The 26,062-nt window shown below is 74.7% G+C and carries 23 protein-coding genes; 15 read left to right on the top strand and 8 right to left on the bottom strand.

Annotated features, from left to right (window positions below):
* On the bottom strand, nucleotides 1-1,754 hold a 1,754-nt coding region (locus BN344_RS19535; protein WP_231486705.1), incomplete at its 3' end, for a DEAD/DEAH box helicase.
* Between the two features lie 222 nt (nucleotides 1,755-1,976).
* On the opposite strand from BN344_RS19535, the gene BN344_RS09910 reads away from it, so the two are divergent.
* Complete coding sequence (locus BN344_RS09910; protein WP_040338388.1) at nucleotides 1,977-2,627, top strand: ferritin-like fold-containing protein; 651 nt, start codon at nucleotides 1,977-1,979, stop codon at nucleotides 2,625-2,627.
* A 174-nt stretch (nucleotides 2,628-2,801) separates the two neighbouring features.
* Here BN344_RS09910 and BN344_RS09905 read toward each other — a convergent pair whose 3' ends face one another.
* Both BN344_RS09905 and BN344_RS09900 read right to left on the bottom strand, forming a co-directional pair.
* Complete coding sequence (locus BN344_RS09905; RefSeq protein ID WP_040338387.1) at nucleotides 2,802-3,044, bottom strand: DUF3107 domain-containing protein; 243 nt, start codon at nucleotides 3,042-3,044, stop codon at nucleotides 2,802-2,804.
* Between the two features lie 111 nt (nucleotides 3,045-3,155).
* Nucleotides 3,156-3,806 (bottom strand): TetR/AcrR family transcriptional regulator, encoded by a 651-nt coding sequence (locus BN344_RS09900; protein ID WP_040338386.1) that lies wholly within the window; start codon nucleotides 3,804-3,806, stop codon nucleotides 3,156-3,158.
* Between the two features lie 71 nt (nucleotides 3,807-3,877).
* Here BN344_RS09900 and BN344_RS09895 point away from each other — a divergent pair, with 71 nt between their 5' ends.
* The 9 genes from BN344_RS09895 to BN344_RS09855 all read left to right on the top strand — a co-directional run bounded on the left by BN344_RS09895 (nucleotide 3,878) and on the right by BN344_RS09855 (nucleotide 16,698).
* The gene (locus BN344_RS09895) at nucleotides 3,878-4,927 is read left to right on the top strand and encodes an alpha/beta fold hydrolase (RefSeq protein WP_051515766.1); all 1,050 of its coding nucleotides are present in this window, start codon (nucleotides 3,878-3,880) and stop codon (nucleotides 4,925-4,927) included.
* A 93-nt stretch (nucleotides 4,928-5,020) separates the two neighbouring features.
* The gene (locus BN344_RS19020) at nucleotides 5,021-5,965 is read left to right on the top strand and encodes a DUF3152 domain-containing protein (protein WP_081788525.1); all 945 of its coding nucleotides are present in this window, start codon (nucleotides 5,021-5,023) and stop codon (nucleotides 5,963-5,965) included.
* 215 nt (nucleotides 5,966-6,180) lie between these two features.
* The gene (gene moeZ, locus BN344_RS09885; RefSeq protein WP_040338385.1) at nucleotides 6,181-7,341 is read left to right on the top strand and encodes an adenylyltransferase/sulfurtransferase MoeZ; all 1,161 of its coding nucleotides are present in this window, start codon (nucleotides 6,181-6,183) and stop codon (nucleotides 7,339-7,341) included.
* A 70-nt stretch (nucleotides 7,342-7,411) separates the two neighbouring features.
* Complete coding sequence (locus tag BN344_RS09880) at nucleotides 7,412-7,993, top strand: TIGR03086 family metal-binding protein (protein ID WP_040338384.1); 582 nt, start codon at nucleotides 7,412-7,414, stop codon at nucleotides 7,991-7,993.
* Between the two features lie 85 nt (nucleotides 7,994-8,078).
* Nucleotides 8,079-8,387: an MGMT family protein gene (locus BN344_RS09875; protein ID WP_040338383.1), complete on the top strand. Its 309-nt coding sequence runs from the start codon at nucleotides 8,079-8,081 to the stop codon at nucleotides 8,385-8,387.
* 69 nt (nucleotides 8,388-8,456) lie between these two features.
* Nucleotides 8,457-9,188, top strand: a complete 732-nt coding sequence (locus BN344_RS09870; RefSeq protein WP_040338382.1) for a biosynthetic peptidoglycan transglycosylase — start codon at nucleotides 8,457-8,459, stop codon at nucleotides 9,186-9,188.
* A 63-nt stretch (nucleotides 9,189-9,251) separates the two neighbouring features.
* Nucleotides 9,252-12,443, top strand: coding sequence for an ATP-dependent helicase (locus BN344_RS09865; RefSeq protein WP_231486703.1), 3,192 nt, complete (start codon nucleotides 9,252-9,254; stop codon nucleotides 12,441-12,443).
* Nucleotides 12,440-15,769, top strand: coding sequence for an ATP-dependent DNA helicase (locus tag BN344_RS09860; protein ID WP_040338380.1), 3,330 nt, complete (start codon nucleotides 12,440-12,442; stop codon nucleotides 15,767-15,769). The genes BN344_RS09865 and BN344_RS09860 overlap by 4 nt, the downstream gene beginning before the upstream one ends.
* Nucleotides 15,770-15,924: 155 nt before the next feature.
* Nucleotides 15,925-16,698 carry a hypothetical protein gene (locus tag BN344_RS09855; RefSeq protein WP_155858829.1) on the top strand — a complete coding sequence of 258 codons (774 nt, stop codon included), beginning with the start codon at nucleotides 15,925-15,927 and terminating at the stop codon, nucleotides 16,696-16,698.
* A 59-nt stretch (nucleotides 16,699-16,757) separates the two neighbouring features.
* Here the strand turns inward: BN344_RS09855 and BN344_RS09850 are convergent, their stop codons facing one another.
* Nucleotides 16,758-17,594, bottom strand: coding sequence for an alpha/beta fold hydrolase (locus tag BN344_RS09850; RefSeq protein WP_040338378.1), 837 nt, complete (start codon nucleotides 17,592-17,594; stop codon nucleotides 16,758-16,760).
* A gap of 57 nt (nucleotides 17,595-17,651) precedes the next feature.
* Here BN344_RS09850 and BN344_RS09845 point away from each other — a divergent pair, with 57 nt between their 5' ends.
* The gene (locus BN344_RS09845) at nucleotides 17,652-19,061 is read left to right on the top strand and encodes a M20/M25/M40 family metallo-hydrolase (protein WP_040338377.1); all 1,410 of its coding nucleotides are present in this window, start codon (nucleotides 17,652-17,654) and stop codon (nucleotides 19,059-19,061) included.
* Here the strand turns inward: BN344_RS09845 and BN344_RS09840 are convergent, their stop codons facing one another.
* Nucleotides 19,062-19,265 carry a hypothetical protein gene (locus tag BN344_RS09840; protein WP_040338376.1) on the bottom strand — a complete coding sequence of 68 codons (204 nt, stop codon included), beginning with the start codon at nucleotides 19,263-19,265 and terminating at the stop codon, nucleotides 19,062-19,064.
* A 23-nt stretch (nucleotides 19,266-19,288) separates the two neighbouring features.
* Nucleotides 19,289-20,068, bottom strand: coding sequence for a putative protein N(5)-glutamine methyltransferase (locus tag BN344_RS09835; protein WP_040338375.1), 780 nt, complete (start codon nucleotides 20,066-20,068; stop codon nucleotides 19,289-19,291).
* Between the two features lie 56 nt (nucleotides 20,069-20,124).
* Between BN344_RS09835 and BN344_RS09830 the strand changes: the two genes are divergently transcribed.
* From BN344_RS09830 to nudC, 4 genes are all read left to right on the top strand, one after another.
* Complete coding sequence (locus BN344_RS09830) at nucleotides 20,125-21,024, top strand: DUF2510 domain-containing protein (protein ID WP_040338374.1); 900 nt, start codon at nucleotides 20,125-20,127, stop codon at nucleotides 21,022-21,024.
* A gap of 145 nt (nucleotides 21,025-21,169) precedes the next feature.
* Nucleotides 21,170-22,480, top strand: coding sequence for a M16 family metallopeptidase (locus BN344_RS09825; protein ID WP_040338373.1), 1,311 nt, complete (start codon nucleotides 21,170-21,172; stop codon nucleotides 22,478-22,480).
* The gene (locus BN344_RS09820; protein ID WP_081788523.1) at nucleotides 22,477-23,838 is read left to right on the top strand and encodes a M16 family metallopeptidase; all 1,362 of its coding nucleotides are present in this window, start codon (nucleotides 22,477-22,479) and stop codon (nucleotides 23,836-23,838) included. The genes BN344_RS09825 and BN344_RS09820 overlap by 4 nt, the downstream gene beginning before the upstream one ends.
* On the top strand, nucleotides 23,835-24,818 hold the full coding sequence (gene nudC / locus BN344_RS09815) for an NAD(+) diphosphatase (protein WP_051515765.1): 984 nt from the start codon (nucleotides 23,835-23,837) through the stop codon (nucleotides 24,816-24,818). The genes BN344_RS09820 and nudC overlap by 4 nt, the downstream gene beginning before the upstream one ends.
* 57 nt (nucleotides 24,819-24,875) lie before the next feature.
* Here nudC and BN344_RS09810 read toward each other — a convergent pair whose 3' ends face one another.
* Both BN344_RS09810 and BN344_RS09805 read right to left on the bottom strand, forming a co-directional pair.
* Complete coding sequence (locus tag BN344_RS09810) at nucleotides 24,876-25,334, bottom strand: nucleoside/nucleotide kinase family protein (protein WP_231486700.1); 459 nt, start codon at nucleotides 25,332-25,334, stop codon at nucleotides 24,876-24,878.
* A 188-nt stretch (nucleotides 25,335-25,522) separates the two neighbouring features.
* Nucleotides 25,523-26,056, bottom strand: coding sequence for an ANTAR domain-containing protein (locus tag BN344_RS09805; protein WP_081788522.1), 534 nt, complete (start codon nucleotides 26,054-26,056; stop codon nucleotides 25,523-25,525).
* Nucleotides 26,057-26,062: the final 6 nt, after the last annotated feature.

Here is a 26,062-nt window from a genome sequence, read left to right as displayed (position 1 = left end):
TGCGGGCCGGCGTCGGAACCGGACGCGGCCGGTGCCGCGGACTCGCCGTCGCCGGACGAGCCGCCTCCGCTGCGGGTGCGCCGGCGCGGACGGCTCTTGCCGCCGCCGGACGGTCCCTCGCCCCCGGCGGGACGTTCGCCGTCGGAGCGGCCGCGGGAGCCGCGCTCGGGAGCCGCGGTGGGACGGTTGCGCTTGCCGGTCTCGCCGAGGTCCTCGAGCGTCTCGGCCTCCAGGCCCTCGCGGGTGCGCTGCGAGCGCGGCAGCCGGCCCTTGGCGCCCTCGGGCACGTCCAGGTCGGTGTAGACCCACGGCGACGTGGAGTAGGTCTCCGGCGGGTCGTCGAAGCCGAGGTCCAGCGCCTTGTTGATCAGCTGCCACCGGGGGATGTCGTCCCAGTCGACCAGCGTGACCGCGACACCGGTGGACCCGGCCCGGCCGGTGCGGCCGATGCGGTGCACGTAGGTCTTCTCGTCCTCGGGGCACTGGTAGTTCACGACGTGGCTGACGCCGGTGACGTCGATGCCGCGGGCGGCGACGTCGGTGGCGACCAGGACGTCGACCTTGCCGCTGCGGAAGGCCCGCAGCGCCTGCTCGCGGGCGCCCTGACCGAGGTCGCCGTGCACGGCCGCCGCGGCGAACCCGCGGTCGACGAGCTCGTCGGCGACCTTCTGGGCGGTGCGCTTGGTGCGGCAGAAGACCATGACCAGGCCGCGGTCGCGGGACTGCAGCACGCGGGAGAGCAACTCGGGCTTGTCCAGGTTGTGCGCCCGGTAGATGAACTGCGTGGTCTGCGGAACCGTCGAACCCTCGTCGTTGCCGTGGGCGCGGATGTGGGTCGGCTGGGTCATGAACGTGCGCGACAGGGTCACGATCGGGCCGGGCATCGTGGCCGAGAAGAGCATCGTCTGCCGCTTCTCCGGGACCATCGCGAGGATCCGCTCGATGTCGGGCAGGAAGCCCAGGTCGAGCATCTCGTCGGCCTCGTCGAGGACGAGCGCCTTGACCTTGCCGAGGATCAGATCGCCGCGCTGAGCGAGGTCGAGCAGCCGGCCCGGCGTGCCGACGACGACCTCGACGCCGTTCTGCAACGCCTCGATCTGCGGCTCGAAGGCGCGCCCGCCGTAGATGGCCTGCACGCGGATGCCGCGCTTGGTGCCGGCGGCACCCAGGTCGCGGGCCACCTGAACGCAGAGCTCACGGGTGGGGACGACGACCAGCGCCTGCGGGACGCCGTCGCCACCCTCGGCAGGGGGCGTGACCCGCTGCAGCATCGGCACGCCGAAGCCGAGGGTCTTGCCGGTGCCGGTGCGCGCCTGACCGATGAGGTCATTGCCGGTGAGCGCCAGGGGGAGCGTCAGCTCCTGGATGGCGAAGGTGCGGTGGATCCCGGCCTCGGCCAGCGCGGCGACGATGTCGGGGTGCACGTCGAAGTCGCTGAACAGCGGGCTGTCCTTGGCGACGGGGGCGCCGCCGAGCTCCTCGACCTGCGACTCGAGCTCCTCGGGAGCGGGTGCGCCGGTCTCGGCGTGCTCGAGGGCAACTGCCTCGGTCGACGGGGCCTCGGTCGACGGGGCTTCGGTCGACGGGGCTTCGGTCGCGGGGATGTCGGTGGACGTGGGCGTGTTCTCGGTGGAGGTCAGCGGTCTCGCCTCTGGTCTGCTGGGGGACCGGCTCCGGCGGCGGGGATTCGCAGCGTCGGACCTGTCCCGGGTCGGTTGTCGCGGGATCGGTTCCAGCGCCGACGCGGCCAGCATGACCGGGCGTCCCTGCGGACTGCCCGGGAGACGGCCCGGGAGGGGCGTCGTCCGACGGTCGTCAGCGCACAGTGGGGCGGGCCTAATTGGCCCGTTGGCGCCCATGGTAGCGCGGGCACCGGTTAGCCTCGGCGCGCCGCACGCACGGTGTGGCCCCCGCCACTCGTCCGTGGGCAGGCACGTCGCTGCCCGGACGCCGTCCCGAGCCCCAGGAGATCTGCGTTGAGCCAGCCCGAGCCCGGTGCCGTCGTCGACCTGCTGGGCGTGCTGGCCTACGCCGAGCTGACCGCGTTCGACCGGCTCGCCGAGGACGCGCGGCTGGCCCCCACGCTCACCGGCCGGGCGGCGCTGGCCCGCATGGCGGCGGCCGAGATCACCCACCACGTCCGCCTCACCGAGCGTCTGGTCGAGCTCGGTGCCGACCCGGCCGCCGCGATGGCGCCGTTCACCTCCGCGCTGGACACCTTCCACGAGTCGACGCGGCCGAGCACCTGGCTCGAGGGACTGGTGAAGGCCTACGTGGGCGACGGGCTGGCCGCCGACTTCTACCGGGAGATCGCCTCGTTCCTGCCCGAGCCCGACCGGGCGCTCGTGCTCGAGGTGCTCGCCGACACCGGCCACGCCGACTTCGCCGTCCGGGAGGTGCGGGCCGCGATCGCCGCGGACCGGCGGCTCGCCGGGCGCCTGGCGCTGTGGGGGCGGCGCCTGGTCGGCGAGGCCATCACGCGGTCGCAGGCGGTCATCGCCGAGCACGACGGGCTGGCCGAGCTGATCATCACCGGCACCGGCGACTTCGCCGGCGTCGGCCGGCTGATCGAGCGGATCACGAGCGCGCACACCGAGCGGATGAAGACGCTCGGGCTGAATCCATAACACGATGACATTCGTCGGCCTCCGGCCGACACCGCGGCCACGAGCGGTCCCCTGCTGCGGCGAGCGCGTCCGTCGTGCCTGCCCGGGACCCTCCGGGCCCCACTCGGCACGACCACGCAGAAGGGGGCGCCCCCGCCGCAGCGGAGGCGCCCCCTTCCGGACGGCGTGCTTCTCTCAGGCGGTTCCGCCGGAGATGAACCCGACCCGGCGCTGGTCGGGCTGCGCGATCTCGACGTAGGCGATGCGGTCGACCGGTACGACGATCCGCCGGCCCCGATCGTCGACGAGCGTCAGCAGGCCGTCCTTGGTGTTGCCGGACATGGCTGCTGACACGTCCGCAGCGATCTCGTCAGGGGTCTTGGGGCTGTCGATGACCAGCTCCCGGGGGGAGTGCTGGACGCCGATCTTGACTTCCACGTGGGCGATGCCTCCTCGGTTCGCGCGACTGCCGCCAACGCTAGTCCAGGGCCGGGGCAGCGGGCGGTTCGAGACGGTGCGCCGACAGCGAACGCGCCGGAGCGACGACGCTCAGGGGTGCAGCGGCTGCCCGGCGTCGACGCGCGGGAAGCCGGAGATGCCGCGCCAGGCGAGCGCCGACATGACCGACACCGCCTCGTCGCGGGAGACCGTGCCCTTGCGGGGCAGCCACCAGCGCGCGCTGGCCTCGGCCAGGCCGGTCAGCCCGGAGGCCAGGAGCAGTGCCCGCTCGGGGTCCGCGTCGGTGTCGGCCGCGATCACCTCGGCGATCGCCTCGACGCACACGCCGGTGCCGCGGTCGACGATCCCGCGGACGTCGGGGTCGTTGCGCAGGTCGGACTCGAAGACCAGCCGGAACGCCTCGCCGTCGGCGTCGACGAAGTCGAAGTAGGCGCCGACCGCCGCGTCCACGCGGGCCCGGTTGTTGTCGGTGGCGGCCATCGCCTCGGCGACCCGCTCGGCCAGCTCGGAGACGTGTTCCTCCAGCAGCGCCAGGTACAGCTCCCGCTTGCCCGGGAAGTGCTGGTAGAGGACCGGCTTGCTGACCCCGGCGCGGTCGGCGATGTCGTCCATGGCGGCGGCGTGGAAGCCCTGGGCGACGAACACGTCCTGGGCGGCGCGCAGCAGCTGGATCCGCCGGGCGCCCCGGGGCAGACGGGAGGTGCGCCGGTTGGCGGCGGGCGCTGGACGTGGCGGCTGCATGGCAGCGCGATGTTACCGGCGGGTTCGGCCGGGCGCCGCGCCCTGTCCGGACGGCGATTACCGTCGAGGCGATGCCCGAGTCCACGACCTCCGACGGCGCCCGGCGCAGGGCCGGCGGGCCGTCCGACCCCGTCGTCGAGGCGGACGAGTCGTCCCACGAACTGCCCCGCCTGGACGTCCTCCTGCCGCCCTGGCCCGGACAGCCGCTGGCGGTGAGCGGCGGCGAGGTCTTCGTGCGGTACACGCCCTGGGCCGGTCCGGTCGACGGGCCCGGGGACGGGGCCCCGCGGGGACGCGCCCTCTACGTGCACGGGCTGGGCGGCGCCTCGACCAACTGGACCGATCTCGCCGCGCTGCTGGCTGTCCGGCTGGAGGGCTGGTCCCTCGACCTGCCCGGGTTCGGTCTCTCGCAGCCGCCGCCGCGCGGGCGGTACTCGATCCGCGGCCACGTGCGCGCCGTCGTCGACGTCCTCGAGCACGTCCGCAGCCGGCCGGGTCCGGGCGGGGGCGAGCCGGCCCACCTCCTCGGCAACTCCCTCGGGGGGCTGGTGAGCCTCCTGGTCGCCGCTCGGCGACCCGACCTGGTCGCGTCCCTCACCCTGATCTCCCCGGCGATGCCGGTGTACCGGGTGCCCGACGCCTTCAGCAAGGCGCTGCTGCTCCTCCTGCTGCCGGGCGCGACGTCCCTCGCGGAGCGCCGCCTGGCGGGGGTCACCCCGGAGCAGAACGTGCGGGCGATGATCCGGATGTGCTTCGGCGATCCGCGCCGGGTGCCGAAGGAGCGGGTGGACCAGGCCGTGCGGGAGATGCGCGAACGCGCCGAGCAGCCGTGGGCCGACCGGGCACTGGCCGGGAGCATGCGCGGGCTGATCACCTCCTACCTGCGCGTCGGCCGGGCCAACGCCTGGCGCATGGCCGCCTCGCTGCAGCGACCGACCCTGGTGGTCTGGGGCGACCGCGACCGCCTGGTCGATCCGGCGCTGGCCCCACGGTTGGCGGCGGTGATCCCGGACGCCCGGCTGACCCTCCTCGAAGGGATCGGCCACGTGGCGATGCTGGAGGCGCCGGAGCCGACCGCGCGTGCGGTCCTCGGGATGCTGGACGCCCCGCCCGGAGGCTGAACGGACCGGCCTGCCCGCTTGTGGCCGGCACAGCACGGAGCGTGAGACCCTGGCGGCCGGACATCGACGGACGGTGCAGGCAGGGGGTCGGGAGTGTCGGGACGCCGCGCCGACGGCCGGGACGCCGTCCGCGTCCGGTCGGCCCGTCCGGGAACGGCCCCGTCCCGCCCCCGGCACGGACCGCTCGTCGCCGCCGCCGAGCCCCGGGCTGCCCGCCGGCGCGCTCCCGAGTCGGTCGGTCCGCTCCGCGGTCTCGTCCGCCGGTACGGATGGCGGGCCTACGCAATCCCCTTCCTGACGCTGGCCACCCTCGTGGCGCTGGTGGACGTCGCCGCCGACGGCGCCACGAGCACCGACACCACGGGCGCCGCCGGGGTGGCCGCGCAGCCGACGCCGTCGGTGCTGCCGATGCCGGTGACCGACGTCGAGCCCGGCGCCCCGGCGCAGGGCGATGCCGAACCCTCCGAGCTGCCGGCGCCCGCGGCCGACGCCACCACCTACGTCGAGCAGGGGGCCGGCACCGTCTCCGTGGTCGACGGGAGCGGCCCGGTGCACGGCACGGGGCCGCTGCGCCGGTTCGTGGTGGAGGTCGAGGACGGCATCGACGTGGACGGCGGGGCGTTCGCCGCCGCGGTCGAGGCGACGCTGGGCGACCCGCGCTCGTGGGGCAACGGCGGGCGGATGTCGTTCCAGCGGGTGGGCGTCGCGGAGGCGGCGGCCTCGCAGTACGAGTTCAAGGTGACGCTGGTCAGCCCCGGCAGCATGGAGCGCTACTGCCCGGGCGTGGGCACCGGCGGCTACACGTCCTGCCGCTACGGCGAGCGCGCGGTCATCAACCTGGCCCGCTGGGCCACGGCCGTCCCGCACTACGACGGCGACATCCCGACCTACCGGCAGTACGTCGTGAACCACGAAGTGGGCCACGCGCTGGGCCAGGGCCACGTGGACTGCCCCGCACCCGGTCAGCTCGCGCCGGTCATGGTCCAGCAGACCCTGAGTCTCGACGGCTGCGCCAGGAACGCCTGGCCCTACCCGTAGCAGCGGCTGGGATCAGGTGACCTGATCCCAGCGCCTCCTCCCGCACGGTGGGCGGTGAGGGAGGACGCGCTCCGGCGAGGGAGGACGTCGCAGGCAGCACCGGCGACGGTGGCATCGGGCAGCCGGGTGGCAGCGGGAATCGCCGCGCCTGGGACGCTGTTGTGCGGATGAATGCACCGGCCCAGCCGGAGAAACCGCCACACCGAGGAGCTCGCGTGTCCCTGCCACCCCTGGTGGAGCCCGCCGCCGACCTGTCGATCGACGAGGTCCGCCGCTACAGCCGCCACCTGATCATCCCGGACGTCGGCATGGACGGGCAGAAGCGGCTGAAGAACGCCAAGGTGCTCGCCGTCGGCGCCGGCGGTCTCGGCTCGCCGGTGCTCATGTACCTGGCCGCGGCCGGTGTCGGCACCCTCGGCATCATCGAGTTCGACACCGTCGACGAGTCGAACCTGCAGCGCCAGATCATCCACGGCGTCTCCGACATCGGCCGGTCCAAGGCCCAGAGCGCGCGGGACTCCATCAAGGAGATCAACCCGCTGATCGACGTCCGCCTGCACGAGACGCGGCTGGACAACGACAACGCGATGGAGATCTTCAGCCAGTACGACCTCATCGTCGACGGCACCGACAACTTCGCGACCCGCTACCTGGTCAACGACACCTGCGTGCTGCTGAACAAGCCCTACGTGTGGGGTTCGATCTACCGCTTCGACGGTCAGGTCTCGGTCTTCTGGAACGAGCACGGCCCCAACTACCGCGACCTCTACCCGGTGCCGCCTCCGCCCGGCATGGTCCCGAGCTGCGCCGAGGGCGGCGTGCTCGGCGTCCTCTGCGCCACGGTGGGCGCCATCCAGGCGACCGAGGCGGTCAAGCTGATCACCGGCATCGGCGAGACGCTGCTCGGCCGGCTCATGGTCTACGACGCCCTGGAGATGACCTTCCGCACGATCAAGGTGCGCAAGGACCCCGAGGGGGAGCCGATCACCGGGCTCATCGACTACGACAACTTCTGCGGTGTCGTGTCGGAGGAGGCTCAGGAGGCTGCGGCCGGCGCGACGATCACCGTCGACGAGCTCAAGGACATGATGGACGCGGGCAAGGACTTCGACCTGATCGACGTCCGGGAGCCCAACGAGTACGAGATCGTGTCCATCCCGGGCGCCCGGCTGATCCCCAAGGACGAGATCCTCTCCGGCCGCGCGCTGGCGGAGCTGCCGAACGACAAGCCGATCGTGCTGCACTGCAAGACCGGCGTGCGCTCGGCGGAGGTCCTGGCGGCGGTCAAGGCGGCCGGCTTCCGGGACGCCGTCCACGTCCAGGGCGGCGTGACCTCGTGGGCCACGCGCATCGACAAGACGCTGCCCACCTACTGATCGACAGCATCGACGGCCCGCGCTGCTCCCTGGGGGAGCGGGGCGGGCCGTCGTCGTCTTGACTGGCGGCATGGCCGACTTCTCGCCCGTGGAGCTCCTCGAACTGTTCCAGCGCGCGCAGGCGCTGTTCACCGACCGCGTGGACGCCGTCGACCCGGACCAGTGGGAGGACGAGGCGCTGCCCGGGTGGACGGTCGGCGACCTCGTCGCGCACCTGGTGAGCGAGCACCTCTGGGCGCCGCCCCTCCTGGCCGGCGAGCCGTACGCCGAGGGTCGGTTCCCCGACGACACCGGCGATCTGCTCGGGGAGGACCCCTTCACCGGGTGGGAGACCGCCGCCGACGGCTCGCTGTCCGCCTTCGCCGAGGACGACGCCCTGGCGCGCACCGTGCACCTCCAGCGCGGTCCGACGCCGGCGACCCAGTACATCCTCGAGATGACGGCCGACCTGACCGTGCACGCCTGGGACCTCGCCCGGGCGACCGGCGGTGACACCGAGCTGGGCGGCGAGCTGGTGACGGCGACGCTGCTCCTGGGCGAGCAGCTCCCGGACGACGGCGTCCCCGGGTTCTTCGACCCGCCGCTCGACGTCTCGGCCGGCGCGTCCCCGCAGACCCGCATGCTGGCGCGCTTCGGCCGCAAGGACTTCTGACAGGAGGACCCCCTTGCCCCCCACCGCCCGCACGCTCGCGGCGGAACCCTGCAACGGGGCCGGAGGGCCGGTCCAGGATGGGCGGGTGACCGATGCCGCTCTCGACGTCGACGAGGCCGTGTTCGACGCCGTCGAACGGATCCCGCCCGGCCGGGTGAGCACCTACGGCGCCATCGGGCGGCTCGTCGGGATCGGGCCGCGCCGGGTGGCGCGGGCGCTCTCCCAGGGCGGTGGCGCGGTGCCCTGGTTCCGGGTGGTGCGCGCCGACGGCTCGGTCGCCGAACCGGTCCGCGTCCGCCAGCTCGAGCTGCTGGCGGGGGAGGGGGTGCCGATCAGGAACGGGCGCGTCGATCTGGCCACGGTCGGCTTCCCGGTGAGTCGTCCCCCGGGATGACCGACGTCACCACCAAGATCGTCCGGAAGGACGATGCGCGATGACAGCGCCGGACGATCGGATGCACGGGTGCCCACTGCGACCTCCGAGCGCCTCCGCCGTCCGACCTTCCTGCTCCGCATCGGGCGCCGCCTCCTGCTGGCCCTCGTCGTGGTCGCCGTCCTGGCCTTCGGGACGGCGTGGGCGCTCACCCCGGGGGTGGACGACGCTCGCGGCCGGGTGGACGCCCGGCTGACCGCGTTCGGGGGCATCCCGCTGGCCGGCGACGTGCCGCCGCGGATCGCGGCGGCCCTGCTGGCCACCGAGGACAGCCACTTCGCCGACCACATCGGCATCGACTGGCGCGGCGCCCTCCGGGCCCCTCTCGGACTGCTCACCGGCGACGACCTGGGTGGCTCGACTCTGCACCAGCAGCTGGCCCGCGTCGTCTACGAGGACGGCGCCACCGACCCGCTGGCCAAGACGCGCGCGGTGGCGCTCGCCGTCAAGCTCGACCGCGGGTGGACCGACGAGCAGATCCTGCGCATGTACCTGGACGCCGCCTACTTCGGGCACGGGTTCTACGGCGTCGAGGCGGCCGCGCGCGGCTACTTCGGGCTCTCGCCGGCCGACCTCGACTGGGCGCAGGCCTCGGTGCTGGTCGGGCTCGTGCAGGCCCCGAGCGCCTACGACCCGCTGGTGCACCCCGAGCGCGCCGCCGCCCGGCAGGCCCACGTCCTGAACCGGCTGGTGGAGGTCGGCCACCTAGACCGTGCCACGGCCGATGCCGTCGCCGTGGAGCCCTGGCGGTTGCAGGGCTGAGGCACCCGCCACAGGTGCCCCGCGCGTCGCGGAAGTGTCGGTGGCGCGTGCTTCCATCGAGAGGTGGCACAGGGGGGAGGGGCGCCGGTCTACCGGCTCGTGCAGAGCGAGCAGCCCCGGGCGGCCGCCCCGCGGCTCGACCCCACGCAGCAGGCGGTCGTCGACCACCCCTCCGGGCCGCTGCTGGTCCTCGCGGGGCCCGGCACCGGCAAGACGACGACGATCGTCGAGGCGGTCGCCACCCGCATCGAGGCCGGCGTCGACCCCGAGCAGATCCTCGTCCTGACGTTCAGCCGCAAGGCCGCGGCGGAGCTGCGCACCCGCATCACCGGCCGGGTCGGGCAGACCATCCGCGAGCCGCTGGCGCGCACCTTCCACTCCTACGCCTACGGCGTCCTCCGCCGGGCGGCGCTGCTGCGCGGTGAGGCCCCGCCCCGCCTGCTCACCGCCGCCGAGCAGGACGCCGTCGTCGCCGAACTGCTCCGCGGCGACGTCGAGGAGGAGGGCGCCGTCCGCTGGCCGGCCGACCTCGCCCCGGCGCTGGGCACCGCGGGCTTCCGCACCGAGCTCCGCGAGCTGCTGCTGCGCGCCACCGAGCGCGGCGTCGACTCCGCGCGGCTGGCCGCCTGGGGGCGGGAATCGGGCAGGGACCACTGGGTGCACGCCGCGGCGTTCCAGGAGCAGTACGAGGCGGTCACCGCGTTCTCCACCCTCGGCCGTGGCGACGCATCGGGCTACGACCCGGCCGAGCTGGTCCGGCAGGCGATCGCCGAGCTCGACGGGGACGCCGAGCTGCTGCGCCAGGAGCGTGATCGTGCGCGCTGGCTGTTCGTCGACGAGTACCAGGACACCGACCCCGCCCAGGTCGAGCTGCTGGCGCTGCTCGCCGGCCGCGGCGGCAACCTGGTCGCGGTCGGCGACCCCGACCAGTCGATCTACGCCTTCCGCGGAGCCGAGCCACGCGGCATCACCGAGTTCCCCGACCGCTTCCGGCACACCGACGGGCGCCCGGCCGCTCGCGTGTCGCTCGGCGTCTCCCGCCGGTCGGGGGCCGAACTGCTGCGGATCAGCCGCGTCGTCGCCGAGGGCCTGCCCGGTCCCTGGGAGCACCGCCGGCTGACGGCGGGGGAGTCGGCCGACCCAGGCGCCGCCGAGGTGCACGTCTTCGGCTCCACCGCGGTCGAGGCCGCCTACCTGGCCGACGTGCTGCGGCGAGCACACCTGCTCGACGGCCTGCCCTGGTCCCGGATGGCGGTCGTGGTCCGCACCGCCGGTGCCCTCGGGCCCCTGCGCCGGGCGCTCGCCTCGGCCGGGGTGCCGGTCGCCGTCTCCGCCGACGACCTGCCGCTCGCCGCCCAGCCCGCCGTCGCCCCCTTCCTCGGCGCACTCGGCGCGCTGCTCCCGAAGCCGGGAACGGACCCGGACGAGGGCATCGTCAACGGCCTCGACGAGCCGGCCGCGGAGTCCCTGCTCGCCTCGCCGTTGGGCGGGGCCACGGTGCTCGACCTGCGCCGGCTGCGACGTGCAGTCCGGATCGCCCTGGTCACGCAGGGGGTCGACCCGGCCGAGCGCGGTACCCCGCTGGCCACCGTGCTCACCGACGACGCGCTGCTGGAGTCGCTGCCGGCGCACCTCGCCGGGCCGGCGCTGAGGGTCGCCGCCGTGCTCGCCGCCGGCCGGCTCGCGCTGGCCCAGGGCGGCACGGCCGAGGACGTGCTGTGGGCCATGTGGCAGCGCAGCGGGCTGGCCGGGCGGTGGGCTCGCGCCAGCGCGGCCGGGGGGCCTTCCGGTGCCGTCGCCGACCGCGATCTCGACGCCGTCGTTGCGCTGTTCGACGCGGCCGCGGGCTTCGTCGACCGGCTGCCCTCGGCCGACGTGCGGGCCTTCGTCGCGCACCTCTCGGCGCAGGAGCTGCCCAGCGAGGGCGGCGCGGCCCGGGCGACGGCGGGGGAGACCGTCCGCCTGCTCACCGCGCACGCCGCGAAGGGCCTGGAGTGGGACCTGGTCTGCGTCGCCGGGGTTCAGGAGGGCGTCTGGCCCGACCTGCGCGAGCGCTCCTCGCTGCTGGGTGCCGAGGAGCTGGTGGAACGTGCCGCGGGCATCGACGGTGCGGCGGTCGACCGGCGCACGCTCGCGCTGGCCGAGGAGCGCCGGCTCTTCTACGTCGCCGTCACCCGCGCACGGCGACGGCTGGTCGTGACGGCGGTGCAGGGTGCCCTCGACGGCGCCGACGCCGGAGCAACGGCCTCGCGGTTCCTGGATCTCGTCCAGCCGCCACCGGAGGACGGGCGTCCGCTCACCGAGCTGCCCCGCTCGCTCACCCTGCCCGCGCTCGTCGCCGAGCTGCGCCGGGCGGTCACCGACCCGGCCACGCCGGCTGCCCGCCGGTCGGCTGCCGCGTCCGTGCTCCGCCGGCTGGCCGACGAGCGGGTGCCCGGCGCCGGTCCGGGGGACTGGTGGGGGCTGGCGCCGCTCTCCGACGACGCCCCGCTGGTGCCCGAGGACGACGACGTGCGCGTCCGCCCCTCGCACATCGAGACCTTCCAGCGCTGCCCGCTGCGCTGGGTGCTCGGTGCCGTGGGGGCGGAGGCCTCGCCCGACGCCACCCGGACCGTCGGCACGGCGGTGCACGCGGTCGCCCAGCAGGTGGCCGAGGGCCTGCCGCCGGCCGAGGCCCCCGCCGTGCTGGACGGCGAACTCGACCAGCTCGACCTCGGGCCGGGCTGGGCCGACCAGCGGCAGCGGCAGGGGGCCCAGGACATGCTCGGGCGCTTCCTCCGCTGGCACGCCGCCAACGACCGGGAGCTGGTCGGCGCCGAGGAGAACTTCGACGTGGTCGTCGGCCGGGCACGGCTGCGCGGCCAGGTCGACCGGCTCGAGCGTGACAGCGAGGGCCGGCTGGTGGTCGTCGACCTCAAGACCGGGAAGACGGCGGCGAAGAACACCGAGGAGCACGGGCAGCTGGCCGCCTACCAGGTGGCGGTGGCTGCCGGTGGCTTCGGCGACCACGGCGACGTGCCCGGTGGGGCGGCACTGCTGCAGGTCGGTACCGGCGCCAAGGCGAAGGAGCAGCACCAGGAGCCGCTGCCGGTGGATCTGCCGCTGCCGCAGACCTGGGCCGGTGAGCTGATCGCGGAGGTGAGCGAGGGCATGGGCGCGGCGACGTTCGAGGTGCGCACCGGCAGCCACTGCGCGCGCTGCCCGGCCCGGCGCACCTGCCCGATGCACGAGCGCGGCCGGCAGGTGACCGGATGACCCGCCGCGCCGCCGACGAGCAGCAGCTCTCCTTCGACGAGTTGTTCGCCGTCGCGGCCGACGAGCCGGCCGCCCCGCGCAGGCTGCTCACGCCGGCCGAGGTGGCCGCCCGGTGCGGCCTGTCCTACGCACCGTCCCCGGAGCAGGCCCGGGTAGTCGAGGCGCCCGCCGACCGACCGCTGGTCGTCGTCGCCGGTGCCGGCTCGGGCAAGACCGAGACGATGGCGGCCCGGGTCTCCTGGCTGGTGGCCAACCGGATCGTCGCGCCCGAGGAGATCCTCGGCCTCACCTTCACCCGCAAGGCCGCCAGCGAGCTCAACGAGCGCGTCCATCTGCGGCTCGGTGCGCTCGCCCGGCACCCCGACACCGAGCCCGAGCTGCGCGAGCGGCTGGCCGTGGCCCAGCCCACCGTGTCGACCTATCACGGGTACGCCGCGGCGCTGGTCTCCGAGCACGGGCTGCGCATCGGGGTCGAGCCCGGCGCCGGGGTGCTGGGACCGGCGATGTGCTGGGGCCAGGCGGCCACCGTGGTGGCGGCGTACACCGGCGACATGAGCGACGTCCCGCTCACCCTGCTCACCACCGTCGAGGACGTTCTTGCGCTCGCCTCCGAGATGGGCGAGCACGACGTGAGCCCGGCGGCGCTGCGGAACTGGACGGCGAGGCTGGAGGCGCAGATCGCCGGCTACGCCGACGCGCCGAAGAAGCGCGGCCCCTATGCCGCGGTCAACGACATGCTCGCCCGTCAACGCGCCCGGGTGGCGCTGCTCCCGCTGGTCGAGGCGTTCGAGGCGCGCAAGCGCGGCATGGGGTCCATCGACTACGCCGACCAGGTGGCCCATGCCGCGCGGATCGCCGTCTCCTCGCCCGAGGTGGGCCGGCGCGAGCGCGCCCGGTGGAAGGTCGTCCTGCTCGACGAGTACCAGGACACCAGCGTCGGTCAGCTGCGCATGCTCGAGGCGCTCTTCGGCGGGGACACCGGTCACGCGGTGCTGGCGGTCGGCGACCCGCGGCAGTCCATCTACGGCTGGCGCGGCGCCTCGGCCGGCACCATCGAGCGCTTCGACCGCACCTTCCCCGGCCGCGGCGCGGAGCGGGCCGAGCGCCTCACGCTGGCCACGAGCTGGCGCAACGACGAGAGCGTGCTCGCGGTCGCGAACGCGGTCTCGGCGATGCTCCCGCCGCCGGAGCAGCCGCTGCCCGACCTGACGCCGGCCCCGACGGCGGACCGCGGCGCGGTGAGCGTCGGCCTCTACGCGACGATCGCCGAGGAGACGGCGGCGCTCGCCGACCGGCTGGCCGCCTGCTGGCGCGGGGAGGACCCGGTCATCGGGCAGCGGCCGGACGGGAAGCCGCCGACGGTCGCCGTGCTGGCCCGCACCCGCAAGCAGCTCCCGGGCATCGCGGCGGCGCTGCGCGAACGTGGCCTGCCCGTCGAGGTGGTCGGCCTGGGCGGCCTGCTGGAGGTGCCCGAGGTCTCCGATGTCGTCGCCACCCTCACCGTCCTCGTCGATCCGACCGCGGGCGACGCCCTCGGCCGGCTGCTGACCGGCGCCCGCTGGCGGATCGGCCCGCGCGACCTCGCCGCGCTGGAGGCCCGCGCGCGGGCCCTCGTGCACTCCCGCCGGCCGGCCCGGCCGACCGAGGAGGGCGCCGCGGTCGAGGCGCCGACGGAGCGCGGGAGCATCGTCGAGGCGCTCGACGACCTCGGCGACGCCGCCGCGTACTCACCCGCCGGCCACCGCCGGCTGCGGCGGCTCGGTGCGGAGCTCGCGCACCTGCGCAACCGGCTGGGGGAGTCGCTGCCCGACCTGGTCGACGAGGTCGCCCGCACCCTCGGTCTGGAGACCGAGCTGGCTAGCGCACCCGAGGCCAGCCCGGCCGGGGCGCGCGCGCACCTCGACGCGCTGCACGCCGTCGCCGCCGAGTTCACCGAGCTCGCCGAGCTGCCCTCGCTGCCGGCGTTCCTCGGCTACCTCCGCGACGCCGACGAGCGCGAGCGCGGGCTGGAACCGGGTGAGGTCGCGGTCAACCCCGAGGCGGTGCAGCTGCTCACCGGGCACTCCGCCAAGGGCCTGGAGTGGGACGTCGTCGCCGTCCCCGGCATGACCGTCGACCAGTTCCCGGCCCGGAGCAACGCCAGCGACTCCTGGATCAAGGACCCGGGCGCCGTCCCTGCCGAGCTGCGGCTCACCGACCGGGCCGAGCTGCCGCGCTTGAAGCTGCCGGTGCCCGGCTCCGGAGACCAGGCGGCCGTCCGGGACGCGCTCGAGCGGTACGTGCAGGACTGGAAGGACTTCGGCCGGGACGAGGAGATCCGGCTGGGCTACGTGGCGGTCACCCGCGCCCGGCACCTGCTGCTCTGCTCGGGCAGCTGGTGGCGGGACGGCGTCAACCCCTGCGGGCCGTCGGTGCTGCTGCACACGGTGAAGCAGGCGTGCGAGGACGGCGCGGGCGAGGTCGTGCACTGGGCGGAGGCGCCGGAGGACGGCGCGACCAATCCCGCGCTGGAGGAGTGGCCGATCGGGGTGTGGCCGACCGATCCGCTGTCGGCCCGCCGACGTCGGGCGCTCAGTGCGGCCGCGGAGCTGGTGGAGTCCGCCGCGCCGCACCCGCTCGACCCGGAGCGGTCGCTGGGCGAGGAGGACGACGTGGTCGCGTCCTGGGTCCGCGACGCCGACCTGCTGCTGCGCGAGCGAGCCCGGCACGCCGGACCCACCGTCGACGTCCCGTTGCCGTCTCACCTGTCGGTGTCGGCGCTGGTCACCCTGCGCCGCGACCCGGCCGAGCTGGCGCGTCGGCTGCGCCGTCCGATGCCCGCGGCACCCGCGCCGCAGGCCCGCCGCGGCACCGCCTTCCACACCTGGCTGGAGGAGCGGTTCGGTGCCGCGCGGCTGGTCGACCTGGACGAGCTGCCCGGTTCCGGCGACGAGTTCGCCGCACCCGACGACGAGCTCGCCGCACTGCAGGAGGCGTTCCTCGCCAGCGAGTGGGCCGACCGCCAGCCGGTCGAGGTCGAGGTGCCGTTCGAGACGCCGCTGGGCCCGCTCACCCTGCGCGGCCGGATCGACGCGGTGTTCGCCGACGCCGACGGGAACTTCGAGGTCATCGACTGGAAGACCGGCCCGCCGCCGTCGGGCGCCGAACTGGCCGCCGCCGCGGTGCAGCTCGCCGCCTACCGGCTCGGCTGGTCGCGGCTGACCGGGGTGCCGGTCGAGCAGGTGAGCGCCGGGTTCCACCACGTCGGCGCGAAGGAGACCGTGCGCCCGGTCGACCTCCTCGACGAGGCCGGACTTCTCGCGCTGATCACCGGCTCGGCTAGTTGACTTTGGCCGCGGTCGACGGTGCCAGCGAAGGGGGCGCAGCGACCCGCGTTGTCCCGAAGCGGAGGGACCTGGCCATCACATGAGCCACGCCGCGTGGCCGTGGACGGTCAGAGGTCTGAAGCGCCACGCTGCCCTTCGTGCCTGATCATGTGTGCGTGATCGAGCGCATCATGCGGCGGCTCAGGCCTCCCGTCACAGCCGCGGCGGAGCCCTCCTTTATGGGTGTCGAACCCGTTGAGGTCAGAGTGGCACTGCTGCAAACTGCATTGGCGTTCCTGCACGCGGATTCCATGCAAAGTCGGGAGATGCAGCAAAGGGCGCTTGCTTGGTATGGAACTGTGTTGGCGGGGGTAGTGTTCGGCGGCCTCGTCTACGCAAATCCGGAGCGTGGTGAGCCGAACAGCGTGGTGTTGTTTATTCTTTTCGCCGTGGCTGCGCCTGGCGTCTCCGTCATAGCCAACTTGGTGTACTTGGGTGAACTGCTGCGGCTGGGGAGGGCGGCGGTGATCTGGAGGTCTCTTGAACGACATACGCTCCACGCCCCGAATCTGCATATCCGGTTCGGCAGCGAGGCGTTGCCACCTCTCTTCACCGAGTCGGCGTACGCGCGGATCTTCAACGACAAGCTCACAAGGGGCTACGGGTCGGGCGCCTACTACTTGTCGATGCTCGCCCTCTTTGCCGGCGGGTGGGCCTTGAGTTTCAGTGTGGGCATTCCACTCTTGTGGAACGCGGGACCATCTGTCGAAGTTTTCTCGCAGTCGGTGCCTATGGTGCTGATCTCATTTGTTGGCACGCTCGTCCTTTGGGGCGCTTCGACCTATCGAATCTGTCGACGAATACTTGCCCTCGCTGGGCGGGTGGTGAACTTTCCCGACTTGCTCGGACATAGTGATAGTCGGCCGGATGCGGTTCGCCTTTCAACGTGACGTTCGCCGCGCCGGCTGAGGAGCATGGCGGGTGAGGCGATCGTGGAAGGCCTGTCGGCTCACGAGGTCGCGATGCGGTCCAGGATCGCGCGGGCGAGCTGCTCGGGGGCCTGCTCCGGGATCCAGTGCGTGATCCCGGCCAGCTCCACGAACCGGTAGTCGCCGGTCACGAACTGCTCGCACGCCTCCGCCGCGGTCCGGCCCACGGCCACGTCGCCGTCACTCCACACATACGTCGTCGGCACGGGAGAAGGGTCCACGCGGGTGTCCGAGCTCATCGCCCGGTACCAGTTCAGCGCCGCGGTGAGCGCTCCCGGTGCCGACAGCACAGCCACGTACTCGTCCACCGCCTCCGCCGGCACCGCGTCCCCGAACATCCGGCGCAACCGGCGTGCGTCGTCGGCGAGCAGGACCTCCTCGGCCTTGCCCTCCTGCCAGAACAGCCGGATGTAGGCCGAGCGCTCCTTCTGCTCCGGGTCCGCACGGAAGGCAGCGGTGTACGCCGCCGGGTGCGGCACCGACACCGCCGTCAGCGAACGCACGCGGTCGGCGTGCCAGCCGGCCACCGCCCACGCCACGTTCGCGCCCCAGTCGTGGCCGACGACGTCGGCGACCGGGATCTCCAGGGCGGTCATCAGGTCCGCTGTCACCTGCGCCAGGTTCTGGACCGCGTAGGCCCCGACCTCCGTGGGGCGGGCGCCGGGGGAGTAGCCCAGCTGATCGGGGGCGTAGGTACGCAGCCCCGCCTGGGTCAGCAGCGGCGTGACGGCAGCCCACGACGCCGAGGTCTCCGGGAAGCCGTGCAGCAGCAGCACCGGCCGCCCGTCCTCCGGGCCGTCGACCCGCACGTCGAAGGTCAGGTCGCCGACATCGGTGCGCAGCAGCTCTCCGGGCATGCCCCGGACGCTAGCCGGGAGCAGGGGAGGCCGCCCGCAGCACTACCGTCGGGAGCCGTGGCCAGCCCCGAGCGCGAGTTCGTCCGCGCCCACCTCGACGACCTGCACGCCGACCTCGACGCCTGGCTGCGCATCCCGTCGATCTCCGCCGACCCCGCGCACGCCGGCGACGTCGCTGCCAGCGCCGAGTGGCTGGCCGAGGCGCTGCGCCGCACCGGCTTCCCGACCGTGGAGATCTGGCCGACCCCCGGCGCCCCCGCCGTCTACGCCGAGTGGCGCAGCGCAGACCCCGACGCCCCGGTCGCGCTGGTCTACGGCCACCACGACGTGCAGCCGGTCGACCCGCCCGAGCTGTGGGTGCACCCGCCGTTCGAGCCCACCCTCGTGGAGGGCCCCGACGGCCCCGAGCTGCACGCCCGGGGCGCCATCGACGACAAGGGCAACGTCGCCTTCCACCTGCTCGGCATGCGCGCCCACCTGGCCGCCACCTGCCGCGACACCCCCGCCGTCACCGTCAAGCTTCTGATCGAGGGCGAGGAGGAGTCCGGCTCGCCGCACTTCGCCGCGCTGCTGCGCGAGCGCCGCGACCGGCTCGACTGCGACGTCGTCGTCGTCAGCGACACCGGCATGGCGGCACCCGACCTGCCCAGCGCGGTGACGTCGATGCGCGGGCTGGCCGACGTCGAGCTCACCCTGCGCGGCCCGACCGTCGACCTGCACTCCGGCTCGTTCGGCGGCGCCGTCCCCAACCCGCTGCACGCCATGGCGAAGCTCCTCGCGGGCCTCCACGACGACCAGGGCCGGGTCACGATCCCCGGCTTCTACGACAAGGTGCGCCCGCTGTCCGACCGCGAGCGCGAGCTCATGGGCCGCGTCCCGTTCGACGAGCAGGAGTGGCTGGCCGGCCCGGCCGCCTCCCGCGCCACCGCGGGCGAGGCCGGGTTCACCACCCTCGAGCGGCTCGGCGCCCGCCCGACCGCGGAGGTCAACGGCATGTGGGGCGGCTACCAGGGCCCCGGCCACAAGACGATCATCCCGGCCGAGGCTCACGCGAAGCTCACCTTCCGGCTGGTCGCCGACCAGCGCCCGGAGGAGATCGGCGCGATGGTCCAGGCCTGGGTGGACGCGCGACTCCCGGCCGGCATCGAGGCCGAGGTGCACGCGCCGCCGGCCGGCGTCGCGCCGTGTGCCAGCGACCTGGACTCGCCGTGGATGGACGCTCTGCTGTCCGCCATCGCCCAGGCCTGGGACTCGAACGCCGATGACGTCCTGTTCCTCAAGGAGGGCGGCAGCGGACCGGAGGCCGACCTGGTCGAGCAGCTCGGCGCGCCGCTGCTCTTCCTCGGCGCCGGCCTGCCCACCGACCGCATCCACTCGCCGAACGAGCGGGTGCTGCTCTCCATGCTGCACCGGGCCGCCGAGGCCACCGCCCACCTCTGGCGGGAACTGGCGGCCCTGCGGCGCTAGCTAGCGGTCCTGGTCCAGCGGGTCCACCCGGCGGAGGAACGAGCGGGCCGCCAGGTGGTGCGACAGCTGCTCGCGGTGCTCCTCGCACGCCGTCCAGATCTTCTCCCGGTCCGGGGTGTGCACCTTCGGGTTGTTCCAGACCAGCGCGAAGCCGGCCGGCGCCCGGCAGCCCTTCGCCGAGCAGATCACCACGTCGTCGCTCACGTGCCCAGTCTCGCCCCCCACGGTCAGGACGGACCGAGCCGTCCGACGACGACGGTCCCGCCCCGCTCGTCGTCGGTGACCACCCGCGGGCGCAGCCCGGCACCGGCGACCAGTTCCACGGCACCGGTCACCTGGGTCTCGCCGGCCTCGAACAGCACCGAGCCGCCGGCTGTCAGCCACCCCCGGGCGCCGGAGACCACCCGCCGGGCGACGGCGAGCCCGTCGTCCCCGCCGTCGAGCGCCATGCGCGCTTCGTGGTCGCGCGCCTCGGGCGGCATCAGCGCTACGGCCGCCGTCGGCACGTAGGGCACGTTCGCGACCAGCACGTCCACCCGTCCCCGGAGGTCGGGAGGCAGCGCCCCGAACAGGTCGCCCTCGTGCACGGGGACGCCGGGCAGGTTGCGCCGCGCGCACCGCACCGCCGCCGGGTCGAGGTCGGCGGCGTGCAGCAGCAGGTCCGGCTCGCGGGCGAGCAGGGCCGCGCCGACGGCGCCCGAGCCGCAGCACAGGTCGACCACGATGCTTCCTGGTCCGAGGAGTGCCGCGGCCTCGGCCGCCAGCAGCTCGGTGCGCCGGCGCGGCACGAAGACGCCCGGCTCCAGCGCGATCCGCAGCCCGTCGAAGGCGACCCAGCCCACCAGCTGCTCCACGGGCTCGCCGCCGACGCGGCGCCGCACGAGTTCCTCCAGCTCCGCCGACGACGACGTCGCGGCCAGCAGCAGCTCGGCCTCCTCCTCGGCGAAGACGCAGCCGGCCGCCCTCAGCCGGTCGATCACAGCGCCGGGCGCCGGTGCGACGTCCACGGTGGCCTCCCTGCGACGGTCCCCGGAACGCTACGCGCGCGGCCTAGGGTTGAGCCGTGACCACCGCCGGGCAACCCGCTCCACCGCCGGGCTGGTACCCCGACCCCGACGGCACGCCGGGCATGGTCCGCTGGTGGAGCGGATCGGCCTGGTCCGACGTCGCCACCCCGGCCGGCCCGGGCGTCGCCGTCCAGAGCTCGCCGGTGTTCACCCCGCAGCCGCCACCGGCTCCGGAGCCGGCCCCGTGGGCGTCCGGCCCGCCCTCGGGACGGGACCGGTCGAGCCGGAGTGCCTGGATCATCGCCGGGGTGCTGGGGGTGGTCGTCGCCGTGGTGCTGGCGCTCGTCCTCGTCAACGGGGGTGGCGACGACGTCGTCGCCGAACGGAACGCGCCGCCGCCGACGTCCGGCCAGCAGCCCTCCGGGCCGACCTTCGCGCCGGGCACGGTGCGCATCATCGACGAGTCCGCGGGCATCGCCTATCCCTACCTCGGCACCGGCTGGCTCGAGTTCGACCGGCCGTTCCTGGTCGAGACCACGACCGTCGCCGGCCAGTACTTCACCACCCAGGAGGACACCCCGGCCGGGGAGTTCATCGCCCAGGTGACGTCCGGCCCGGTGATCGACGGCTACGGCTGGTCCGGGCCGGGCAGCCTGTCCACCACGGTGGCCGCGCTGGCCGAGAGCGTGCGTTTCAACTACTACCCGCGCCCCAACGAGCAGCGGATCCTGCGCGACGAGGCGCTCACCGTGGACGGACGTGCCGCGCACCTCCTCGAGTTCCAGCTCGCCTGGGACGTCGAGGGCTACGACGCGTCGGGGGAGCGCGCCGCGCTGCTGCTGATCGACGTCGGCCGTTCCCGCCCGGCGCTGCTGTACATGTCCATCCCGAACACGCACGCGGAGCTCTACGGCGTCATCGACCGGCTGATCGAGGCCGTCGACGTGCTCGAGTGAGAAGGCCGTCGACGATCAGGTGACCTGATCGTCGAGGGTCCTCCCTCGGCGTGGACGGTGAGGGAGGACGCCGCGTGGTGAGGGAGGACGGCAGCGACGTCGACCGCACGGCGCACCGCCGCTGCCCGCCATTACTGTCGGGGACGTGACAGCAGCCGGAACCGAACTGACGCTGCGCCACCCGGTCGAACGGTTCACGCTGGACAACGGCCTGCGCGTCGTCCTGGCCCCGGACCGCAGCGTGCCCGTGGTGACGGTGAGCGTCTTCTACGACGTGGGCATGCGCAACGAACCCGAAGGCCGGACCGGTTTCGCCCACCTCTTCGAGCACCTGATGTTCCAGGGTTCGGCGCACGTGCCGAAGATGGAGCACGCCCGGCTGGTGCAGGCCGCCGGCGGCACGTTCAACGGCTCCACCCACCAGGACTACACGAACTACTTCGAGGCACTGCCGGCCGAAGCTCTCGAGCGCGCGCTCTTCCTGGAGGCCGACCGCATGGCGGCCCCGGCCATCACCGAGGAGAACCTCCGCAACCAGATCGACGTGGTCAAGGAGGAGATCCGGGTCAACGTCCTCAACCGGCCCTACGGCGCCTTCCCCTGGCTGCAGCTGCCGCAGGTGGCCTTCGAGAGCTTCGCCAACACCCACGACGGCTACGGCTCGTTCGTCGACCTGGAGTCCTCGACCGTCGACGACGCGGCCGACTTCTTCCACAAGTACTACGCCCCGGGCAACGCGGTGCTCTGCCTGGGCGGTGACCTCGACGTCGCCGAGACCGAGAGGCTGGTCCGGCGCTGGTTCGGCCCCGTCGCCGCCCGCGAGGTGCCCCCGACCCCGCTGACCGGTGAGCCGGCGCCGACCTCGGTGCGCTCGGCCGTCGTCGAGGACCGGCTGGCCCCCGCGCCGGCCGTGGCCCTGGGCTGGCGGGTGCCCGATCCGGTCGCCGACTTCGACGCCTACCTCGGCACCGTGCTGCTGGCCGAGCTGCTCAGCGAGGGCGACGCCTCCCGGCTGGAGCGCCGGCTCATCCACGACGACCGCATCGCGATCGCGCAGAGCAGCTACGTCGGGCTCTTCGGCGACCCGTTCGACGTCCGGGACGCCACGCTGCTCACCGCCCAGGTGCACCACCCGGCCGCCGTGCCGGTCGAGCGCGTCACCGCCGCGGTGCACGAGGAGATCGACCGCCTCGCGACCGACGGCGTCCCGGACGACGAGCTGCGGCGCGTGCAGGCCCGCACCGAGGCGCAGCTGCTGCGCCAGGCCGACTCCGTGCTCGGCCGCACCCTCGCCTTCGCCGCCGCCGAGCTCGTCCACGGCCGCGCCGAGCTGGCCGGCGAGCTCGCCGCCCGGCTGGCCGCGGTCACCCCCGAGCAGGTGCGGACGGCGGCCCGTGGGCTGGATCCCGGCACCGTCGCCGTGCTCGAGCTGCGCCCGGCGGGAGGACGGCGGTGAGCGCGACCCTGGACCTCTCCCTGATCCCGCCCCTGGGCGAACCCCGCCCCCAGCCGGTGCCGGCGGCCACGGAGACGACGCTGCCGAACGGGTTGCGGGTCGTGGTGGTGCCACGTCCGGGCGTGCCCCTGGTGGAGCTCCGCCTGCGGGTGCCCTTCGCCCCGTCCGTCGCAGGCGCGGCCGGCGCGCACTCCGCGCGCGCCGCCGTGCTCTCCGGCGCCGTCCTGCTGGGCACCGCGTCGCACGACCAGACCGGGATCGCCCAGCTCCTGCAGGGCCACGGCGCGGAGATGGCCGTCTCCACCGACAGCGACCGGCTGCTGCTGGGCACCACGCTCCTGCCCGGCGGCCTGCGGCCGGTCCTGGACGTGCTCGCGGAGCTGCTCACCTCGGCCACCTATCCCGCCGACGGCGTGGAGGGCGAGCGCGACCGGCTGGCCGAGCGGATCACCATCGCCCGTTCCCAGCCCGGCGTCATCGCCCGGGCGGCGCTCAGTGCGCGGCGCTACGCCGGACACCCGTACGCGATCTCCCTGCCCGAGCCCGACGACGTCGCCGGGGTCACGGACGGGGCGCTGCACCAGTTGCACCGCGAAGCGGTCCTGCCCGCGGGCAGCTCCCTCGTGCTCGTCGGGGACCTGGATCCCTCGGCCGCCACGGACGCCGTCGCCGACGCGCTGGCCGGCTGGACCGGCCCCGGTCGGGCCGTGGAGTCCGAGCCGGCTCCCTCGCAGCACTCGCCGGTGCTCGAGCTGGTCGACCGGCCGGGAGCGGTGCAGTCCAACATCCGGCTGGGTGGCCCGGCCCCGGGCCGGACCGACCCCGACCTGCCGGCGGTGCGGCTGGCCGCCATGGTGTTCGGCGGTTACTTCTCCTCCCGGCTGGTCGAGAACATCCGCGAGCGGCGGGGCTACAGCTACAGCCCGCGCAGCTCCGTCGAGCACCTGGCCGGGGCGTCGTCCTTCCTCGTCGAGGCCGACGTCGCCACCGAGGTCACCGGCCCCGCGCTCCTGGAGACGACCTACGAGCTCGGCCGCATGGCGCTGACACCCGTCACCGAGGCCGAGCTCGACGCGGCGCGGCGGTACGTCCTGGGCAGCATGGCGCTCGCGACGGCCACCCACGCCGGGCTGGCCAGCACCCTCTCCGCGTTGGTCGGCGCCGGGCTCCCCGCCGGATGGCTGGCCGAGCACCAGAGCGCGCTGGAGGCGGTCACCGTCGACCAGGTGCAGGAGGTCTCGCGCCGCTACCTCGCCCCGTCCGCGCTCACCGCCGTCGTCGTCGGGGACGCGGAGCACGTCGAGGCCCCGCTGGCCGCCGTCGGCGAGCTCGCCGTCCGACGGGACACCGGGGAGTGACGGTCCCGCCCGGAGGCAGCACCCCGGCCGACAACCCGCCGCCCACCGCCGATCCCGAGCGCGGTTCCGGGGGCGCCTGGCCGTCCGCGGAGATCCCGTCGAGCGGCACGGTCCCGGTGCTCTCCCGCGTCGCCCACGACCGGGCCCACCTCGCCCGGTCCCTGCCGGACCCGACCGGTGGCCGTCCCGTGCTCGTGCTCACCGTCGACCGGCACCGCACCGCCCCCGTGGAGCAGACGCCGGACGGCACCCGGCTGATCTGGGACGAGCAGCCCGAGCTGCCCGTCGGCGCGATCTTCCTCGGTGAGGCCGACGGCGTCCCGTACGCCGCCGTCCGCGGGGAGCGGGCCCTCACGGTCAGCGGCCGCCCGGTCGACCGCTGGGCCGGACTGCGCGACCTCGCCACGGAGCTGGGCGACCTCGACGCCGGTCTGCTGGTGCAGGCCGTCGGCATCATGGAGTGGCACGAGCGCAACCGCTTCAGCCCGCTCACCGGCGCGGCCACCGTGATCGAGCGGGCCGGGTGGGTGCAGCGCGACCCGACCACCGGCACCGACCTCTTCCCGCGCGTGGACCCGGCCGTGATCATGCTCGTGCACGACGGAGACGGGCGCGTCGTGCTGGGCCGGCAGGCGGTCTGGCCCCCCGGCCGGTTCTCGATCCTGGCCGGCTTCGTCGAGCCGGGGGAGTCCGCCGAGGCCGCCGTCGTCCGGGAGGTCGCCGAGGAGGTGGGGCTGCAGGTCACCGACGTGCGCTACGTCGGCAGCCAGCCCTGGCCGTTCCCGCAGTCGCTCATGCTGGGCTTCGTCGCCCGCGCCGAGAGCGCCGGCGACCTGATCCTCGATCCCTCCGAGATCGAGGAGGCCCGCTGGTTCTCCCGGGAGCAGTTGCGCGCGGGCGAGGGCCTGTCCGCGCTGCCGCCGGCGGTCTCCATCGCCCGCAACATCATCGACCGCTGGCTGGCCGGCGAGTTCGGGTAAGGACCTGCCCGCCCCCCACCGCTCGCACGCTCGCGGCGGGCCCCTGCAGGCAGGCCGTCAGAGAAGGCGGCCGGCGAGCACGAGCGCTGGACGGTCGGCGTGGTCGGCCAGCACCACGGCGTCGGCGAGCGCCATCGGATCGACCTCGTCGTCGTAGCGGTCGAACGCCGGCAGCGCCCACGCCTGGTCGTCCGGGGTGCGCCGGCGGCGGGCGGCAGGACTGACCCGCAGGTGGACCACGACGTCGAACGGCAGGCCGATGCCCTGCAGCAGGGTGCCGGGCACGAGCAGGACGCCGCCGGCGGGCGCCGGCTCCGGGTGGGCACGGGCAGCACGGTCGCGGGCCAGGTCCCACAGCACGGGGAGATAGCGGCCGGAGCCACCGGCTCCCACCGGGGCGAGCACCTCCCGGGTCAGGGCGCCGGCGTCCAGCCAGTCGGTGTAGCGGGCGTCGGGGTCGGTGCGGCCGTGCTCGAGCCGCAGGGACGCCGGGCGGTAGAAGCCTTCGGCGGGCACGACGACGGAGCCGCGACCCAGCGCGGGCAGCCGGTCCGCGAGCGCTCGGGCCAGGGTCTGCGGCTCGGCCAGCTCCGGCCCGTCGACGGCGACGCGCAGGGCGGCGGCGTCCGGCTCGGGCGGCAGCCCGGCCAGCAGCTCGGCGAGCCGGTCGGCCAGCGCGGCCGGGGTGAGCGGTTCGGGGCGGGTCAGGACCGGCCGTCCGCGGCGCCCACCGCAACGGTCTGCTCCGGGACGGCGGGGAGCTCCGCGGCCAGGCCGTCGAGCACCTCGCGGGCCAGTTCGGCGACTGGCCGGCCCTGGGACCGGGCATCGCGGCGCAGCGCCTCGAAGGCGGCGCGGACGCTGAGCGAGTGCCGCTCGGCCAGCACGCCGATGGCGCGCTCGGTGGCCACGCGCGCGGCCAGGGCGTGCTCGAGCTGGGCCACGGTGCGCTCGAGCGCGGCGATGCGGACGGCGGCCGGGTCGTCGTCGCCGGCGTCCCCGGCGGCGCCGCGGGCGGAGCGACGGGCCGACCGGTCCGGCTCGGGCAGCAGGCCGAACTCCTCGGCGACGAGGTCGGCCAGGGACAGGCCCTCGACCAGGTCGGCGACCGCCTCGGAGCCGGCCGTCGACACGACCGCCCAGCCCTCCGGCGTGCGGGTCACGACGACCGGCGCCGGGCCACCCGCACCCGGGACCGGGCGCGACTGCCCGTCCGAGGGGCGGGGACCGGGGATCACGGGACC

It is taken from the genome of Candidatus Blastococcus massiliensis AP3 (assembly GCF_000582785.1).
Classification (GTDB): Bacteria; Actinomycetota; Actinomycetes; order Mycobacteriales; family Geodermatophilaceae; genus Blastococcus; species Blastococcus massiliensis.
This window is presented reverse-complemented; position numbering and strand designations above follow the sequence as displayed.

Excerpts from the sequence above, each read along its gene's own strand:
- BN344_RS09850 (WP_040338378.1), bottom strand. The coding sequence starts at position 17,594 with ATGCCCGGAGAGCTGCTGCGCACCGATGTCGGCGACCTGACCTTCGAC.
- BN344_RS09860 (WP_040338380.1), top strand. The coding sequence starts at position 12,440 with ATGACCCGCCGCGCCGCCGACGAGCAGCAGCTCTCCTTCGACGAGTTG.
- BN344_RS09895 (WP_051515766.1), top strand. The coding sequence starts at position 3,878 with ATGCCCGAGTCCACGACCTCCGACGGCGCCCGGCGCAGGGCCGGCGGG.
- BN344_RS09880 (WP_040338384.1), top strand. The coding sequence starts at position 7,412 with ATGGCCGACTTCTCGCCCGTGGAGCTCCTCGAACTGTTCCAGCGCGCG.
- BN344_RS09900 (WP_040338386.1), bottom strand. The coding sequence starts at position 3,806 with ATGCAGCCGCCACGTCCAGCGCCCGCCGCCAACCGGCGCACCTCCCGT.